The 15568-nt window shown below is 63.9% G+C and carries 18 protein-coding genes; 2 read left to right on the plus strand and 16 right to left on the minus strand.

The genetic code is table 11. The annotated features are described in order from the left end of the window. Positions 1 to 55: 55 nt before the first annotated feature. The 4 genes from dcd to ACUY1T_RS02395 form a co-directional block, all read right to left on the minus strand. Entirely contained in the window at positions 56 to 622 is a 567-nt protein-coding gene (dcd, locus tag ACUY1T_RS02380; RefSeq protein ID WP_446020116.1) for a dCTP deaminase, read from the minus strand. A 252-nt stretch (positions 623 to 874) separates the two neighbouring features. Then, positions 875 to 1678 carry an iron-sulfur cluster carrier protein ApbC gene (gene apbC, locus ACUY1T_RS02385; RefSeq protein WP_446020224.1) on the minus strand — a complete coding sequence of 268 codons (804 nt, stop codon included), beginning with the start codon at positions 1676 to 1678 and terminating at the stop codon, positions 875 to 877. A 167-nt stretch (positions 1679 to 1845) separates the two neighbouring features. Next, entirely contained in the window at positions 1846 to 2949 is a 1104-nt protein-coding gene (locus ACUY1T_RS02390) for a hypothetical protein (RefSeq protein ID WP_446020117.1), read from the minus strand. A gap of 141 nt (positions 2950 to 3090) precedes the next feature. Beyond that, positions 3091 to 3690, minus strand: coding sequence for a hypothetical protein (locus tag ACUY1T_RS02395; protein ID WP_446020118.1), 600 nt, complete (start codon positions 3688 to 3690; stop codon positions 3091 to 3093). Between the two features lie 105 nt (positions 3691 to 3795). Here ACUY1T_RS02395 and ACUY1T_RS02400 point away from each other — a divergent pair, with 105 nt between their 5' ends. Continuing rightward, positions 3796 to 4875: a serine hydrolase domain-containing protein gene (locus ACUY1T_RS02400; protein ID WP_446020119.1), complete on the plus strand. Its 1080-nt coding sequence runs from the start codon at positions 3796 to 3798 to the stop codon at positions 4873 to 4875. A 322-nt stretch (positions 4876 to 5197) separates the two neighbouring features. Further along, positions 5198 to 6121 carry a YihY/virulence factor BrkB family protein gene (locus ACUY1T_RS02405; protein WP_446020120.1) on the plus strand — a complete coding sequence of 308 codons (924 nt, stop codon included), beginning with the start codon at positions 5198 to 5200 and terminating at the stop codon, positions 6119 to 6121. 2 nt (positions 6122 to 6123) lie between these two features. Here ACUY1T_RS02405 and ACUY1T_RS02410 read toward each other — a convergent pair whose 3' ends face one another. The 12 genes from ACUY1T_RS02410 to urtC form a co-directional block, all read right to left on the minus strand. After that, entirely contained in the window at positions 6124 to 6342 is a 219-nt protein-coding gene (locus tag ACUY1T_RS02410; protein ID WP_446020121.1) for a lipopolysaccharide assembly protein LapA domain-containing protein, read from the minus strand. Between the two features lie 119 nt (positions 6343 to 6461). After that, positions 6462 to 7064: a HupE/UreJ family protein gene (locus tag ACUY1T_RS02415; protein ID WP_446020122.1), complete on the minus strand. Its 603-nt coding sequence runs from the start codon at positions 7062 to 7064 to the stop codon at positions 6462 to 6464. 41 nt (positions 7065 to 7105) lie between these two features. After that, positions 7106 to 7744: an urease accessory protein UreG gene (ureG, locus tag ACUY1T_RS02420; protein ID WP_263583693.1), complete on the minus strand. Its 639-nt coding sequence runs from the start codon at positions 7742 to 7744 to the stop codon at positions 7106 to 7108. A 23-nt stretch (positions 7745 to 7767) separates the two neighbouring features. After that, on the minus strand, positions 7768 to 8475 hold the full coding sequence (locus ACUY1T_RS02425) for an urease accessory protein UreF (RefSeq protein ID WP_446020225.1): 708 nt from the start codon (positions 8473 to 8475) through the stop codon (positions 7768 to 7770). Then, positions 8465 to 9010 carry an urease accessory protein UreE gene (gene ureE, locus ACUY1T_RS02430; protein WP_446020123.1) on the minus strand — a complete coding sequence of 182 codons (546 nt, stop codon included), beginning with the start codon at positions 9008 to 9010 and terminating at the stop codon, positions 8465 to 8467. The genes ACUY1T_RS02425 and ureE overlap by 11 nt, the downstream gene beginning before the upstream one ends. Before the next feature lie 223 nt (positions 9011 to 9233). Continuing rightward, positions 9234 to 10943 (minus strand): urease subunit alpha, encoded by a 1710-nt coding sequence (gene ureC, locus ACUY1T_RS02435; RefSeq protein ID WP_446020124.1) that lies wholly within the window; start codon positions 10941 to 10943, stop codon positions 9234 to 9236. Then, positions 10940 to 11260: an urease subunit beta gene (locus ACUY1T_RS02440; RefSeq protein WP_446020125.1), complete on the minus strand. Its 321-nt coding sequence runs from the start codon at positions 11258 to 11260 to the stop codon at positions 10940 to 10942. Before ACUY1T_RS02440 ends, ureC begins: the two co-directional genes overlap by 4 nt. A 156-nt stretch (positions 11261 to 11416) precedes the next feature. Further along, positions 11417 to 11719 (minus strand): urease subunit gamma, encoded by a 303-nt coding sequence (gene ureA / locus ACUY1T_RS02445; RefSeq protein ID WP_159551673.1) that lies wholly within the window; start codon positions 11717 to 11719, stop codon positions 11417 to 11419. A gap of 17 nt (positions 11720 to 11736) precedes the next feature. Beyond that, positions 11737 to 12630 carry an urease accessory protein UreD gene (locus tag ACUY1T_RS02450; protein ID WP_446020126.1) on the minus strand — a complete coding sequence of 298 codons (894 nt, stop codon included), beginning with the start codon at positions 12628 to 12630 and terminating at the stop codon, positions 11737 to 11739. Between the two features lie 260 nt (positions 12631 to 12890). Beyond that, positions 12891 to 13589, minus strand: coding sequence for an urea ABC transporter ATP-binding subunit UrtE (urtE, locus tag ACUY1T_RS02455; protein ID WP_446020127.1), 699 nt, complete (start codon positions 13587 to 13589; stop codon positions 12891 to 12893). After that, the gene (urtD, locus tag ACUY1T_RS02460) at positions 13589 to 14428 is read right to left on the minus strand and encodes an urea ABC transporter ATP-binding protein UrtD (protein WP_446020128.1); all 840 of its coding nucleotides are present in this window, start codon (positions 14426 to 14428) and stop codon (positions 13589 to 13591) included. The genes urtE and urtD overlap by 1 nt, the downstream gene beginning before the upstream one ends. After that, positions 14425 to 15567 (minus strand): urea ABC transporter permease subunit UrtC, encoded by a 1143-nt coding sequence (urtC, locus tag ACUY1T_RS02465; RefSeq protein ID WP_446020129.1) that lies wholly within the window; start codon positions 15565 to 15567, stop codon positions 14425 to 14427. The genes urtD and urtC overlap by 4 nt, the downstream gene beginning before the upstream one ends. Between the last annotated feature and the right edge of the window lies 1 nt (position 15568).

Genomic DNA, 15568 nt, shown 5'->3' on the forward strand with positions numbered 1-15568 from the left:
GCACTTCCCACATCCATGTGGGTCGTCGAGCGCAGCAATAAATCGGCGCTTTCTCTCAGGTGCGGGGCAAGGTGACCCCTCTCTGCCCCATATACTTGCCACCGCGATCCTTGTAGGAAATCTCACACACTTCGTCCGACTCCAGGAACAACATCTGCGCCACACCCTCGTTGGCGTAGATCTTGGCCGGCAGGTTGGTGGTGTTGGAGAACTCCAGGGTCACGTGCCCTTCCCATTCGGGCTCCAGCGGCGTCACGTTGACGATGATGCCGCAGCGAGCGTAGGTCGACTTGCCCAGACAGATGGTCAGCACGCTGCGCGGAATGCGGAAGTATTCCACCGTGCGCGCCAGGGCGAAGGAGTTGGGTGGAATGACGCAGACGTCACCCTTGATGTCGACGAAGCTCTTCTCGTCGAAGGCCTTGGGGTCGACCACGGCGGAGTGAATGTTGGTGAACACCTTGAACTCGTCGGCACAGCGTACGTCGTAGCCGTAGCTGGACGTACCGAAGGAGATCACCCGCTGATCGTTCACGTAACGCACCTGGTCGGCTTCGAAGGGTTCGATCATGCCTTCCCGCTCGGCCATGCGGCGGATCCAACTGTCGGGCTTGATGCTCATGGGACGTCCTGAAAGAGTTGTGCCGAAGAAAGAAGAAGGAGGCTATGGCCGAAAAGTCGGCGAGCGAAGGTCAGACCAGGCAAAAATCGGCGCAAGAGCGGAGTTTACTTTAGTAAATGAGCATTTTAAGCCGATTTTTAACGCCGTATGACCGAGCGCAGCCAGTTTTCGGATATAGCCTAGGGCCGCTATCATAGCGGCCCTAGGTGCACTCGTCACGGCCCTGTCGCAAACGGGCCAGGTCCAACCGATTCAGTCGCTGAACGAGATGCTGGGCCCTTCGTCCGCCGACTTGCCCTTAAGTGCCTCGGCGACCTGTCGCGCCATGTCGCGGAAGATTCCGGTCACCTCGCCCTCCGGTTCGGCGACCACCGTCGGCCGCCCCCCGTCCACCTGCTCGCGGATCGACAGTGCCAACGGCAGCCGGCCCAGCACGCGCGTATCGTACTCGCCGGCAATGCGCTCGCCGCCGCCCTCACCGAAGATCGGCTCGGCATGGCCGCAGTTGGAGCACACGTGCAGGCTCATGTTCTCCACCACGCCCAGCACCGGTACGTTGACCTTGCGGAACATCTCGATTCCCTTGCGGGCGTCCAATAGCGCAATGTCCTGCGGCGTGGTGACGATCACCGCCCCGTCCACCGGCACCTTCTGCGCCAGGGTCAGTTGAATGTCTCCGGTACCAGGGGGCATGTCGATGAACAGCACGTCGAGATCCTTCCAGGCCGTCTGGGTCAACAGTTGCTGGAAGGCACCCGCCACCATCGGCCCGCGCCACACCATGGGCTCCCGGGTGTCGACCATGAAAGCCATGGACATGGCCTGCAGGCCATGCATTTCCAGCGGCCTGAACTTGTTCTCACCAGCCTGCTGGGGCCGCACGCCTTCGGGCACGCCAAGCATCTGGGCCTGGCTGGGGCCATGTATGTCGGCGTCGAGAATGCCTACCCGATAGCCTTCGGCCACCATGGCCAACGCCAGGTTGACGGTGACGGTGGACTTGCCCACCCCACCCTTGCCGGATGCCACGGCCACGATATGCTTGACCCCTTCGATCACGACTGACTCCTTATATGATGACGTATGCAGCGAGTGTCTATCGTCTGTCTCGACAGTATAACGCGCCGATGCAGGCGTCCGGCATGACTCTCACGACACGAACAGGTATCTGAAACGGCCTGCGGCGAGCCGTGGCCCGCCGCATCGCCTTTTACGTTGCCCCATCAGTTACGTTCGGCATCGGCAGCTTCCTCCTCCTGCTGGCCTTGCTGCTGCCGGTTTTGCTGCCGGTCCTGCTGTTGCTGATCTTGCCGTTGCTGCCCCTGATCGGCTGATTCGGAGCGCAGTTCGAGTTCGGCCAGTGCATCGCGCCACTGTGCCAGCTGTGCCTCGATCTGCTGGAGTTGCTGCTGCCGACGCTCTACCTGGGCTTCGACTTCCTCGAGTTCGCTGCGGCCCGACTCGATCTCCTGGGTCAGCTCGTCGCGCTCCTGGCGAGTCGACTCGATTTCGGCCGTGGCAGCATCACGTTCGTCGCGGATCTCGCCGACCTCGTCTTCGACCTCGCTACGCCAGCCTTCCAGCGCTTCTATGTCATTTTCCAGCGCTTCGAGACTCTGCTGGCGCTCCTCTATCGCCTCGTTGAGAGTCGCAAGTCGTTGTTCGGCACTCGCGGCCTCTTCGCGCCTCTGGCTTAGTTCATTGGCAATCTGTTCGAGCTCGGTTTCGGCCTGCTGACGTGCCTCTTCCGCCTGCTGGCGCTCATCTTCGGCCGCCTGACGAGCAGCTTCCGCCTCCTGGCGCGCGTTCTCCGCATCTTGGCGTGCCGCTGCAGCGTCGTCACGGGCCTGATCCACGGCCTGGTAATCGTCGCGCAGCGACGTGACGGCCTCTTCCATCTCGGCCTGCTCGCCGCGGCGGGCCTCCAGCTCGCTCTCCAGAGTCGCCTGCTCTTCCTGCAGCTCTGCAAGACGAGACTCCCTCTCAGCTGCTTCGGCCTCGAGCCGCTCGATTTCGCCGCGAACGGCCTGCTGCTCCTCGGCCATGGCAGCCTCTACCGACTGACGCTCTTCCTCGAGTTCGGCCAGACGTGCTTGCTGCGCCTCGATATTCTCTCCGGCCTGACTGCGCTCATTGAGTTCCGCGACCAGGTCCTGATGCTCGCCCTCGAGTGCCGTCAGTTGCTCTTCGAGGGCTTCACTGCGTTCACGGTGATCGCTGGCACTGTTATGCGCAAAGATCGCCCAGATGATGGCGAGCACGGCAACGGCCACCAGGGCCATGACGCGCCTATCCTTGTATAGGGGACTCTCGGGTATCTCCGACATGGGCTAGACCCTCCTGGTGGTCCTTTTCAGTATTCTCTTACCGCTCCTTCCTCAGCATACATAGCCATACCCGCGGGTGAAAGGAAGCACCTCCGTGTGCTCGGCCCCGCACAGTATGACGAAAGGCAGAGCCGCCCAGGCTCAAGGCATGGTGACTCGCCAATTGGATAGCCAGGATGAGCCTTCGACCTCGACATCCAGTGCACGCAGCCAGCGCGCAACGACCAGGTTCGACTGGTGGGCGGCGGAATATCCACGTGGATGGGGGACGAACTCCAGCCCGAACTCATCACTCGGCACCGGCTCGCCATCGGCACGCTCGAAATGCCTATCGAGCCGTCGCCGCAACGCGATAACGCGCACCGCCTCAGCTTGAAGCGGGTAGATATCAGTCAACCCTTCCGGAGCCAGCCGATGGAACTGGCCGGGCGAATCTATCTCCGGGTACACGCCTCGCCCCAACCCGGCAGCGGTAGGCCACAGCATCGCCGCGGCTCCGGCCGGTAGATGACGTCGCCCCTCGACGTACCAGCGCCACTCGCCATAGCTGTAGCGCACCACCCCACCTTCCTCGCGCGGCAGCACCAGGCTGGCATGGCGGCCATGGTCGAGCAGGTAGATATCGACAGGCTCCGTGAGCGAATGAGGCTCGGGCGGTATGACACGGCCAACGCAACCGGTCAGCAACAGTGCGCACAATCCCGCCCCCAGCCAGCGTAGCAGGTAGCGTTGGTGTTCCATGCTCTGCCTCCCGATGCGTTGAGTTTGGATGAGCCTGCCCCATTCGGAACCTCCAACAACATGCGGTTCTCGAATAGGAGAACGGGATTGCAAGAGAGGACAGGCATGTCGAATATCCTAGCTGTCCTTGCACGCCACCTTAACCATCTCTGGCTTTCACTCTGGCTCCCACTTCTGCTGCCGGCCCTGCTGTGCATGCTCCTGATTGGCTCGCCATCGCACCGAGCCCTGGCGCAGCAAGGCGCGCCGGCTAGCGTAAGCGAGCAGGCTCTGGCACAACTGGCCAACGAGGCGGAAGATATCTCCCGGCTGCATGCCATCGTCGTTGCCGAACGGGGCGAAATCGTTCTGGAACACCGGCGGGGTGGACCCGCCACCGATCAACCGGTCAACATCAAGTCACTGTCCAAGACCGTGCTGGCAGCCCTGGTCGGCGCAGCCATCGAGGCCAACCTGATCGAAGGCGTCGATCAACCGATCGTAGCGCTGCTCGGGCCACGGGTTCCTGAGCAGGCCGATCCGCGTATCGACGAAATCACGGTGGATCATCTGCTGACGCTGCAGGCGGGGCTCGAACGCACCTCCGGCAACAACTATGGCGCCTGGGTGGCCAGCGACGACTGGGTGGCCGATGCGCTGAGCCGCCCATTCGTTGCCCGCCCTGGTGGCGGGATGCTCTATTCCACCGGCAGTTCCCACCTGCTGTCGGCCGCCCTCACCGAGGCAAGCGGCGAAAGCACCCTGGCACTGGCCCGACGCCTGCTCGGCGAGCCACTCGATATCGTCATCCCGCCCTGGCCACAGGACCCGCAGGGTATCTACTTCGGTGGTAACGACATGGCACTCTCGCCCAGGGCACTGATACAGATCGGTGAACTCTATCGCCATGACGGCGTCGTCAATGGCGACCGAGTACTGCCCGAAGGGTGGGTCGAGGCGTCCTGGCAGCCATACGGAACCTCGCGCTGGACGGGCGATGGCTACGGCTACGGCTGGTTCGTCACCACGCTGGCGAACGAGCGTGTCTACTACGGGCGGGGTTTCGGCGGACAGGGGCTATACGTGGTCCCATCGCGCAGCCTGACCATCGCCATCACGGCCGATCCGACGCCAAGCTCGGACGGCAGCCGTTTCAATCAGGAGCAGCTGCACAGCCTGGTGGAAGGGTTACTCGCAGGAGCATGACGGCCTGTCGATGGATCACGACCGGCGAGATGATGCCGGCCATGACCTCGGGATCGTTCACCCGGTCCTAGCGCAGCCCCAGCATGGACAGGATAAACAGCACCACCACGATCAAGCCGATGATATAGATGATATTGCGCATACAGCTCTCCTTGCTGCCCGGTTCAGGATGGTCGGCACGGCGGCTACCACGCCTCCGTCAGCCCCAGTGTAGCGGACCTGCGCGAAGCATCCAGCGAAGCGACAGGCTTGTAGCCGCCGGCCAGCACGAATACCTTGATCAGCAGGATCCCCAAATTCGGCACAAGGAGCGATGCTCACCATGCCTCGAGACCGCAGGTCGCAGCGCGTCATGTTCGTCCTGATTCCACGGACTGGCGCCTTCCTGTGGCGAGTTCTGGCTGCCTTCCTGCGCAATCGCGGCATCCTGCTGGCCGGTGGGGTCGGCTACAACATCCTGCTCTCCATCGTTCCGCTTTTTGCCTTGCTTGCCGTACTGCTGACGCGAATCGTGGATGAGAACGTGCTGCTCGACGTGCTCAGCGTACAGCTGATTCACCTGGCTCCCGCCCATGCCGATGGCCTGATGGAGGCAGTACGCGCCCTGCTGGAATCGCGCGACGTGATCGGATTGTTCGGCATTCTGATGCTGCTGATCTTCAGCTCCTTCGTTTTTCGCATGCTGGAAGATGCCTTGGCGATCATCTTTCATACTCCGGAAGCCCATCCCAAGCGCAGGATCTGGGTCTCGGTGCTGCTTCCCTATCTATTCATGCTGGTGCTGGGTGCCGGCCTGGCTGCTCTCACCCTGATGGTGACCCTGGCCGAAGCCATCGGCACCCTGTGGCAAGTGGCGCTTGGGCGCGACATGCCCCTCGCAGGCCTCTCCGGCCCGCTGATGAACCTGTTCAGCTTCATTGGCGTCTTCCTGCTCTTCAGCGCCATCTACAAAGTGCTGCCGGTCGTCAGGATCGCACTGAAGAGAGCCTTGATAGGTGGCTTCGTCGCGGCATTGCTGTGGGAGGGCGTGCGCTTCCTGCTAATGTTCTATTTCCTCAACGTCTCGCTGGTCAACGTGGTCTACGGTTCGCTCGCCACCCTGATCGTGGTACTGCTCACGCTCGAAGTGGGGGCCATGATCGTGTTGCTAGGCGCCCAGGTGATCGCCGAACTCGAGCACAATGCCCGTCGCGGCCTGCCATGGTACGTCGATCCACGGCGCACAGCGGTGACCCATGTAGATTGACCTCAAGAGCGCGAACGACGAGTGCGCAGGCGAGCCAGCAAGTGGAATAGAGCCTTGCCACTGACCATGCCCAGTACGTAGATCACCAGCAGCAGCAGGGCCAACGGCACCCGCGCGCCCCAAGCCAGGAAGCGTACCTCGACCAGAACGATGTTCTGCACGAAAAGAATCGCGACCAGCAGCGTGATGAGGATCTTTATTGCCAGCAGCAGCGTATCCATGAGCCCTCCTTTCCCGAATCGGCTCCCTTCAAGCTGGGCGGCGGCGCGTTTCCTGTCAATTATTGCTCATACGACACACCCGGCCGGAGCCGGGCGTGTCTCCAGGCCACTGGCCCGACTCAACCAAAAGCGAACAGCGCACCGGCAGCGGCGATCGCCACGCCCAGAGCCCGCAGGATGCGGTTCTCACGCGCCATGAGGAATGCACCCACCGCACGGCCTGCGTAGGTGATGGCAAGCGTCGCCAGGGTGAAGCCTGCCAGGTAGGCCAGCATGGAGGCGCCACGCGGCATCTCGCTGCCGTGGGCATGGCCGTGGAAGAGCATGAACAGCACCACCACGCCGGCACCGATGGCGGCGGGTACCTTGGCCAAGGCGGCAATCAGCACACCGGCCAGCAGCACCGACATGGCGATACCGAACTCCACCCCTGGAAGCGCAAAACCGGCCCAAGCCAGCCCCGCCCCCAGCAGCATGCCGCCTGCGGCAAGCAGCGGTGCGGCAAGGCTGAAGGCGCGACTCTGGCGCAGGCTCCACAGCCCCACCGCCAGCATGGCCAGCAGGTGGTCGACACCCAGCAGCGGATGAGCCAGGCCGGCAGCGAAGCCGCTGTCGTGGGCGTGTTCATGCCCAGGGTGGGCGAAGGCCAGGCCGGCGATGAGCAGAAGGACCGGCGCAGCGGCCAGTGCCAAGCGCGAGGTAGAAGCGTAGCGATGGATCATGGGACGATCTCCTTTCCGATGACTAGCGAAGACACGAGTGGTCAGGCGTTGGCCGGCCGGGCCTGGAGCCGACGCTCCGGCAGCATGCCGCGGTCGAGAATGAACTGGATGATGGTCTCCAGGCCGACGCCGTCGTAGAGGTTGGTGAAGACGAACGGGCGCTCGCCGCGCATCTTCTTCGAGTCACGCTCCATCACCTCCAGCGAGGCGTGTACCTGCTCGGCGATATCGATCTTGTTGATGATCAGCAGGTCCGACTTGGTGATCCCCGGCCCGCCCTTGCGCGGGATCTTGTCGCCGGCGGAGACGTCGATCACGTAGAGCGTCAGGTCCGAGAGTTCGGGGCTGAAGGTCGCCGAGAGGTTGTCGCCACCCGACTCCACCAGTACCAGCTCGAGGTTAGGATGACGTGCCTGGAGCTCGTCGATGGCGGCCAGGTTCATCGAGGCGTCCTCGCGGATCGCCGTGTGCGGGCAGCCCCCGGTTTCCACGCCGAGGATACGGTCGGCCGGCAGCGCCTCGTGACGCAGCAGGAAGTCGGCGTCCTCGCGGGTATAGATATCGTTGGTGACCACGGCGATGTCGTAGTGGTCGCGCAGCGCCAGGCAGAGTTGCTTGAGCAGGGCCGTCTTGCCGGAGCCCACCGGGCCGCCGACGCCGATACGTAGGCAATGTGTCATGTCGTTCTCCTGGTTATTGAGCACTAACTGCGAAATAGCCGTGAATACTGGGTTTCGTGCAGCGCACTGGCCAAGGCCAGGCCGGGTAGTGCCGGGCCGAGTTCGTCGTCATCGAGTGCAAGCGCCGCGTCCACCGCGGCAACCAGCGCCGGCCGCAGCCGCTCGACCAGGCGCTGGGCGGCGGTATGACCCAGCGGCAACGCCTTGCAGGCCACCGCCAGTTGGTTCTCGAGCCAGGCCCAAGCGAAGCCGAGCATGGCCTGGCGCGGTGTGACACTGCGGACCTGGGCGGCCCAGGCGAATACGGTCACATAGCCTGCCCCGACCGGCAGTACGGGCGACTCACTCGATAAATCAGAGGGCAACAGTCCAAGGCTGCCCAGCAGACGCGAAAGCGACGCACCCAGGCGGGAATCTTCTGCCGCCAACTCCGCCGTCTCGCGATTGGCGGCAAGCCACTGGTCCCATTGGGCTATCGCCTCGCCATCTCCTGCTGCCCAGGCTTGCTGCAGGCGAGCCAGGGCGGGCAATTCGCAGCGTGTCAGTCCATCGTCGAGGACTCCTTCCAACCATTCGCCGAGGCCCTCCTCATCGCGCACCCAGCCCAGCTCGAAGGCGCTCTCGAGCCCCTGGGAGAAGGCGAAGGCGCCGATCGGCAGCGCCGGGCTGACCAGTTGCAGCAGGCCGAGCAGCGCCATGTCGCCGCCCTGCCCGGCCGGTTCAATGGGCATGGCTGTGGCCATGTCCATGGAGGTGGCTGTGTTCATGCTCATGCGAATGCTCGGGATCATGGTGATGACCGTGGGAGTGAGCATGGGCATGGCCGAGCTGATTGTACGCGCCGGGCTCGGGGTCGAAGGGAGCCTCGTGCCGCTCAAGGATCGCCCCCAACAGTTCGGCCAGCTCTTCCAGCACATGATCCGGCGGGAAGCGTACGTAACCTCCCCGCTCATCCTCCCCGAGCGCCAGCTGCACGTGGCGGTTGCCCAGGTGATAGGCGAGCCTGGCGAGCGGCAAGCCGGCGGCTACGCGCGCTGTGACCACCGGCTCGACGGCCGCCCGGATCCGCACGATCTCGCCGCTCTCGGCGCGCAGGCCCTCGCCGTCGCGCAGCACCGGGCCGCGTTCGAGGAACAGGCCCAGCTCACGGCCGGCGTCGCTCATTGCCTTCAGCCTGCCGCGTATACGCAGCTCATAGGGCAGCGTCAGGGTATCGGTGGCCTGGCTTGCCTCGATGGGCCCCAGGCGTTCGATCAGTTTCAGCATTGCTATTGCCTCTTCGCTGGCCGCCAGCCTTGCCCTCGCTCAACGCCACGTGACCGAAACCCTGCCCCCTCGTGCGGACTCCTGCGGTCGGAAAGACGGCACATCCCTGTGCCGGCTTTCCTCGATCTTCATCCATGAAGATCGACCGCGTCGCTTCGCCCGAGGGGTCAGCGGTCACGCAAGGTTTCGCGATGACAAGCTGGCTTGGCGATGTAGTCATGGTTCAAAACAGGTGGTAACGCTGCGCCAAGGGCAGCTCGGTGGCCGGCTCGCAGGTCAGCAGCTCGCCATCGCAGCGCACCTCGTAGGTCTGCGGATCGACGCTGAGCTCGGGGCAAGCGTCGTTGAGCTTCATATCGCCCTTCCTTACGCCCCTGACATCGCGGCAAGCCGCCAATTGGCTCTGCAGGCCCAGGGTTTCCTTGATGCCGGCGTCCAGCGCCGCCTGGCTGACGAAGGTCAGCCGCGTCTGGCTCGCCGCCCGGCCGAAAGCGCCGAACATGTAGCGGTAGTGCACCGGCTGCGGCGTGGGGATCGAGGCATTGGGGTCGCCCATGGGTGCAGCCGCGATCATGCCCGCCTTGAGGATCAGCGCCGGCTTGACACCAAAGAAGGCCGGTTTCCACAGCACCAGGTCGGCGAGCTTGCCCACCTCGATGGAGCCCACTTCATGGGCGATGCCATGGGTGATCGCCGGGTTGATGGTGTACTTGGCGATGTAGCGCCGTACGCGGAAGTTGTCGGCGCCTAGCACCTCGTCCTCCGGCAGCAGACCGCGCTGCACCTTCATCTTGTGGGCGGTCTGCCAGGTGCGGCACACCACCTCGCCGACCCGCCCCATGGCCTGGGAGTCCGAGGCGATCATCGAGATCACGCCCAGGTCCTGCAGGATGTCCTCGGCGGCGATGGTCTCGCGGCGAATGCGCGAGTCGGCGAAGGCCACGTCCTCGGGAATGTTGGGGTCGAGGTGGTGGCACACCATCAGCATGTCGAGGTGCTCGTCGATGGTGTTGACCGTGTAGGGCCGCGTGGGGTTGGTCGACGACGGCAACACGTAGGGCTTGGAACAGGCGGTGAGGATGTCCGGCGCGTGACCGCCCCCGGCGCCCTCGGTGTGGTAGGTGTGGATGCCCCGCTCCTTGAAGGCGGCCAGCGTATCCTCGACGAAGCCCGACTCGTTGAGGGTATCGGTATGGATGGCGATCTGCACGTCGTACTTTTCGGCCACGCTCAAGCAGGTGTCGATGGAGGCCGGCGTGGTGCCCCAGTCCTCGTGCAGCTTGAGACCGATGGCGCCGGCTTCGATCTGCGCCTCCAAGGCTTCGGGCAGGCTGGCATTACCCTTTCCCAGCAAGCCGATATTCATCGGCAGCTCGTCCACCGCCTGAAGCATCCTGCCGATGTGCCAGGCGCCCGGCGTGCAGGTGGTGGCGTTGGTGCCGGTGGCCGGCCCCGTGCCACCGCCGAGCATGGTGGTGATGCCGCTCATCAGCGCCTCCTCCACCTGCTGGGGGCAGATGAAGTGGATGTGCGCGTCGATACCGCCTGCGGTGAGGATCTTGCCCTCTCCGGCAATGATTTCGGTGCCGGGGCCGATGACGATGTCGACGTCGGGCTGGGTGTCGGGGTTGCCGGCCTTGCCGATGGCCTTGATCCGCCCGGCCTGGATACCGACGTCCGCCTTGACGATGCCCCACCAGTCGAGGATCAGGGCGTTGGTGATCACGGTATCCATCACCGTGTCGTCGAGGCGCTGGCTCTGGCCCATGCCGTCGCGGATCACCTTGCCACCACCGAACTTCACCTCGTCGCCGTAGTGGGTGGCGTCGCGTTCCACCTCGATCCACAGTTCGGTGTCTCCCAGACGCACCCGGTCGCCCACCGTGGGGCCGTACATATCGGCATAGGCCTGCCGGCTGATGCTGGTGCTCATGCCTCACCTCCATCCAGCGATCCCATGACCTCGCCGCGAAAGCCGTAGATATGGCGCGTGCCGACAAAAGGGATCAGCGTGACTTCCCGCGTCTGGCCCGGCTCGAAACGAATCGCCGTGCCCGCCGCCACGTCCAGCCGAAAGCCGCGCGCCTTGGTGCGGTCGAAGACGAGCGCCGGGTTGGTCTCGGCAAAGTGATAGTGGGAGCCGACCTGGATCGGTCTGTCGCCGGTATTGGCGACCTCAACGCTGATCCGCTCGCGTCCGGCGCAGAGCTCGATCTCGCCGTCCTTCAACTGGTACTCACCGGGAATCATTGGACCTTCCCTCTACGTTATGGCTGCCATTGAACAGCTAAAACTGAGCGAACGAAGGCCAGGCAAGGCGGCGAGCGACAAAAAAGCGGAGTTTACTTTAGTAAATGAGCATTTTTTGTCGTGAAGCCAACACAGCATGGCCGAGTGCAGCCAGTTTTAGACGATGGGTGTGTGGACGGTGACTAACTTGGTGCCATCCGGGAAGGTCGCTTCCACTTGCACTTCGTGCACCATCTCGGCCACCCCCTCCATTACATCGTCACGCCCCAGGATCTCGCGCCCATAGCTCATCAACTCGGCCACGCTGCGGCCATCACGGGCACCCTCCATGATCTCGAAGCTGATAAGCGCTACCGCTTCCGGATAGTTGAGCTTGAGGCCGCGAGCCCGACGTCGCTCGGCGAGTTGCGCGGCCGAAAACAGCAGCAGCTTGTCCTTGTCTCTTGGTGTCAGTTCCATGCAAGTCTCCTGGTCAGTCAGGTAAACCAGATACGGGGAGGGTGGGCAGGCAAATTCGCCAACAGCGGCCGGAGACACGCCCAGGCCTGGCGGCAGATATCCCAGGCTTCATTACGTTCATGCCCCAGATAGCGCAGCAGCAGCACGCCGTGGCGGACGGTCACGGCCCAGCGCGGGCTCGCCGCCATGGCGTCGCGCAGCATTTCGATGGCGCCAGCCTCGTCGGCCAGCCCCACGGCCCACAGCGTGGCCTGCACGCTGGCGCCCCCCTGCGCCCAGCGCCCCATGAAGCGCGGGTGGCCGGGATCGAGCGGCTGGCGTTCCAGCCATAGTGGCTTACCGTCGCGGAACAGCTGGAAGCGCTGGTCGATGCGGCCCGACACGTAAGGCAGGCGGCTTGCCGGGCGTCCCAGGGCGAGTACTTCCCAGCCCAGGCAACGGGCATCGCCAGCGAGATCGATTTGCGTCGTCTGTTCGCCACGCGAGCCATCGAAGGCGATGGTCTCCTGAGGCAGCCACTCGAGCAGGCCGCCCGGCGACACCGACAGCTCAGTCCGCTGGGACCAGGCAACGCCATGACTGTCGGCGCGATAGAGCTTGTTGGCAGCCGGTGTGGTCAGTAAGGCATGGGCGCCGGTCCCGACCCGAGCCGAGATGCTCAGCGCATCGCCGCTGACGAGGCCACCAGGGGGATGAAGCAGGTAAACGTGGCAGGCACCCTCGTGTCCCTCCGGATAGAAAGGCCGCTGCACCCGCAGCGGGCCCTGGTGACGAGCCCGCACCAGGCGAGTGGCGCCCTCGCGCCGGTCGAAGCCGAGTTCCAGCGACGCCGCCCAGCGGCGTCCGGCATCGAAGCGGTGACCGGAGGCACAGGGCAGCGGCAGTGTCTTGGCGTCGAAACGAGCCGTCATTGGCATCGACCTTCTGCAACAGGGTTATGCCTCTTCGTCGAGGCTCTGCCCTATTCATGGCAACCGCTGTACCAGAACGGTGAAATGCAGAAAAAACAAATACAATTCATTGAGTTATTTTGTATACAGCCACCCCTGCAAGGGTCATCTTCGCACCAGATTGGCGCACGAAAGCCAGCGCGGCGCACAGTTTCCGCGCATGAGCGCCTAAGGTTCCTCCAGAACGGTGCAGGGCAAAATTCCCCACCTTGGAAAAACGGCTATACCGTCAGGTGCTCCTTGATCAGCGCATCGGACAGCTCCCCTATCCCCCCCTGGGCCACCGGCCGGCCGCGATCCATGATGGCGAAACGGTCGGCGTACTTGCGCGCGAAGGGTAGCTTCTGCTCCACCAGCAGCACGGTCAGCCCATCCTCGGCGATCAGCTTGCGGATCACCTCACCGATCAGGGTGACGATATTGGGCTGGATGCCCTCCCCCGGTTCGTCGAGGATCAGCAGCCGAGGCTCGATTACCAGCGCCCGGCCAATCGCCAACTGTTGCTGTTGGCCACCGGAGAGATCGCCGCCGCGGCGATGCTTCATCTCCTCGAGTACGGGAAAGAGTTCATAGATGCGCGCCGGAATGGTGCGTCGACCGTCACCGCGCGCCGCCAGCCCGGTCCGCAGGTTCTCCTCCACCGTGAGAAGCGGAAAGATCTGGCGCCCTTGGGGCACGTATCCGATACCCAGGCGCGAGCGATCCTCGACCCGCTGGCGGGTCAATTCCACGTCGTCAGCATAGCGAATGCTGCCAGAAGTCACTGCGACCTCGCCCATGATGGCCTTCATCAAGGTGGTCTTGCCCACGCCGTTGCGCCCCATCACGCAGGTGCACTGCCCCGCCGGCACGCCGAGGTCGAGGTCCCACAGGGTGTGGCTCTCGCCATAGAACTGGTTGAGCTTGTCGATCGAGAGCATCAGATCACCTCCTCCTCGGCTTCGGCGCCCAGGTAAACCTCGACTACTCGCGGGTCGCTCGAAACCTGGTCCATGCTGCCCTCGGCCAGCACGCTACCCTGGTGCAGCACCGTCACCTTGCGCGCGATGGAGCGCACGAAGCCCATGTCGTGCTCCACCACCACCACCGACTGCTTGCCGGCAAGCCCGGTGAGCAGCTCGGCAGTGCGCTCCATCTCCTGCTCGGTCATGCCCGCCACCGGCTCGTCCACCAGCAGCAGACGCGGCCGCTGCATCAGCAGCATGCCGATTTCCAGCCACTGCTTCTGGCCGTGGGAGAGGATGCCCGCCGGCCGTGCGTTCAGCTCGGCCAGGCCGATGGTGTCCAGCACCTCATCGATTCGGTCGCGGATCTCACCACTCATGCGCGCTGTGAGCGTAGGCAGGATGCGCTTGTCGGCAGCCATCGCCAGCTCCAGGTTCTCGAATACGTTCAATGCTTCGAACACCGTAGGCTTCTGGAACTTGCGCCCAATGCCCAGGCTGGCGATCTCCGGCTCGTTCATGATCAGCAAATCATGACGACTGCCGAACCATACCTTGCCGCTGTCGGGCCGGGTCTTGCCGGTGATGATGTCCATCATGGTGGTCTTGCCGGCGCCGTTGGGGCCGATGATGCAGCGCAGCTCGCCGTCGTCGATGGTCAGGTTCAGGTCGTTGATCGCCTTGAAGCCGTCGAAGCTGACCGTGACGTCTTCGAGATAGAGGATCGGCCCATGGCGTACGTCGACGGGCGATTCGGCCGGCACCAGGAAATCGAAGACCCGGTCACGATTGGCCAATGAACCCAGAATGCTCATGCCGATGCCTCCTTGCCGGAAAATGAGGCGCCACGGTCACGGCGGCGGCGAAGCCGCAACGCCAGGAGCCCCGCCACACCCTTGGGAAGGAAGACCGTTACCAGGACGAACAGCCCGCCCAGGGCAAACAGCCAGGCGTCCGGCATCGCCCCGGTGAACACTGTCTTGGCATAGTTGACGAGGATTGCCCCGATCACCGCCCCGTAGAGCGTCGCACGGCCGCCCAGCGCCACCCACAGCACGATCTCGATGGAGAACAGCGGCGAGAACTCGCTCGGGTTGATGATGCCCACCTGGGGCACGTAGAGCGCCCCGGCCAGGCCCGCCAGCATGGCCGAGACCACGAACACGAACAACTGGAAGCGCTCGACCCGGTAGCCGAGGAAGCGCGTGCGTGCCTCGGCGTCGCGGGTCGCCACACAGACCCGGCCCAGCTTGCTCGAGACGATGGCCCGGCACAGCACGTAGCCCAGCGCCAGCGCCACGCCGGTGGCCAGGAACAGCCCCAGCCGGGTGTCGCTGCTGCGCAAGTTGAAGCCGAGTATCTCGCGGAAGTCGGTCAGGCCGTTGTTGCCGCCAAAGCCCATCTCGTTGCGGAAGAAGGCCAGCATCAGGGCAAAGGTGAGCGCCTGGGTGATGATCGAGAGATACACCCCGGTGACCCGTGAACGGAACGCCAGGAAGCCGAATGCCAAGGCCAACGCTCCCGGCACCAGTAGCACCATCAGAAAGGCGAACCCGGCCATGTCGAAGCCCAGCCAGTACCACGGCAGGCTGTCCCAGTTGAGGAAGACCATGAAGTCGGGCAGCACCGGGTGGCCATAGACGCCGCGGTCGCCGATCTGGCGCATCAGGTACATGCCCATGGCGTAACCGCCCAGGGCAAAGAAGGCACCATGACCGAGGCTGAGAATACCGAGATAGCCCCACACCAGATCTACTGCCACCGCCAGCAAGGCGTAGCTCAGGTACTTGCCGAATAAGTTAACGGTATAAGCACTGACATGGAGCGGATGCCCAGGCGGCACCGCCACGTGCAGCAGCGTCACCAGCGCCATGGCGGCCAGCAGCACGCCGAGGAAGATCAGCGTCGAGCGCTCACCGAACGGCCGCAGCAGCCAGAATCGAGAAGAATCCATG

This window comes from Billgrantia sp. Q4P2, assembly GCF_052806135.1.

Coding starts and splice junctions, on each gene's coding strand:
- ACUY1T_RS02410 (WP_446020121.1), bottom strand. CDS start 6,342: ATGGATACGCTGCTGCTGGCAATAAAGATCCTCATCACGCTGCTGGTC.
- urtE (WP_446020127.1), bottom strand. CDS start 13,589: ATGCTCTCGATCGACAAGCTCAACCAGTTCTATGGCGAGAGCCACACC.
- urtC (WP_446020129.1), bottom strand. CDS start 15,567: ATGGATTCTTCTCGATTCTGGCTGCTGCGGCCGTTCGGTGAGCGCTCG.
- urtD (WP_446020128.1), bottom strand. CDS start 14,428: ATGAGCATTCTGGGTTCATTGGCCAATCGTGACCGGGTCTTCGATTTC.
- ACUY1T_RS02390 (WP_446020117.1), bottom strand. CDS start 2,949: ATGTCGGAGATACCCGAGAGTCCCCTATACAAGGATAGGCGCGTCATG.
- ACUY1T_RS02415 (WP_446020122.1), bottom strand. CDS start 7,064: ATGATCCATCGCTACGCTTCTACCTCGCGCTTGGCACTGGCCGCTGCG.
- ureA (WP_159551673.1), bottom strand. CDS start 11,719: ATGGAACTGACACCAAGAGACAAGGACAAGCTGCTGCTGTTTTCGGCC.
- ACUY1T_RS02440 (WP_446020125.1), bottom strand. CDS start 11,260: ATGATTCCCGGTGAGTACCAGTTGAAGGACGGCGAGATCGAGCTCTGC.
- ACUY1T_RS02400 (WP_446020119.1), top strand. CDS start 3,796: ATGTCGAATATCCTAGCTGTCCTTGCACGCCACCTTAACCATCTCTGG.
- dcd (WP_446020116.1), bottom strand. CDS start 622: ATGAGCATCAAGCCCGACAGTTGGATCCGCCGCATGGCCGAGCGGGAA.
- ureC (WP_446020124.1), bottom strand. CDS start 10,943: ATGAGCACCAGCATCAGCCGGCAGGCCTATGCCGATATGTACGGCCCC.
- ACUY1T_RS02405 (WP_446020120.1), top strand. CDS start 5,198: ATGCCTCGAGACCGCAGGTCGCAGCGCGTCATGTTCGTCCTGATTCCA.
- ACUY1T_RS02425 (WP_446020225.1), bottom strand. CDS start 8,475: ATGCCCATTGAACCGGCCGGGCAGGGCGGCGACATGGCGCTGCTCGGC.
- ACUY1T_RS02450 (WP_446020126.1), bottom strand. CDS start 12,630: ATGACGGCTCGTTTCGACGCCAAGACACTGCCGCTGCCCTGTGCCTCC.
- ureG (WP_263583693.1), bottom strand. CDS start 7,744: ATGACACATTGCCTACGTATCGGCGTCGGCGGCCCGGTGGGCTCCGGC.
- ureE (WP_446020123.1), bottom strand. CDS start 9,010: ATGCTGAAACTGATCGAACGCCTGGGGCCCATCGAGGCAAGCCAGGCC.
- ACUY1T_RS02395 (WP_446020118.1), bottom strand. CDS start 3,690: ATGGAACACCAACGCTACCTGCTACGCTGGCTGGGGGCGGGATTGTGC.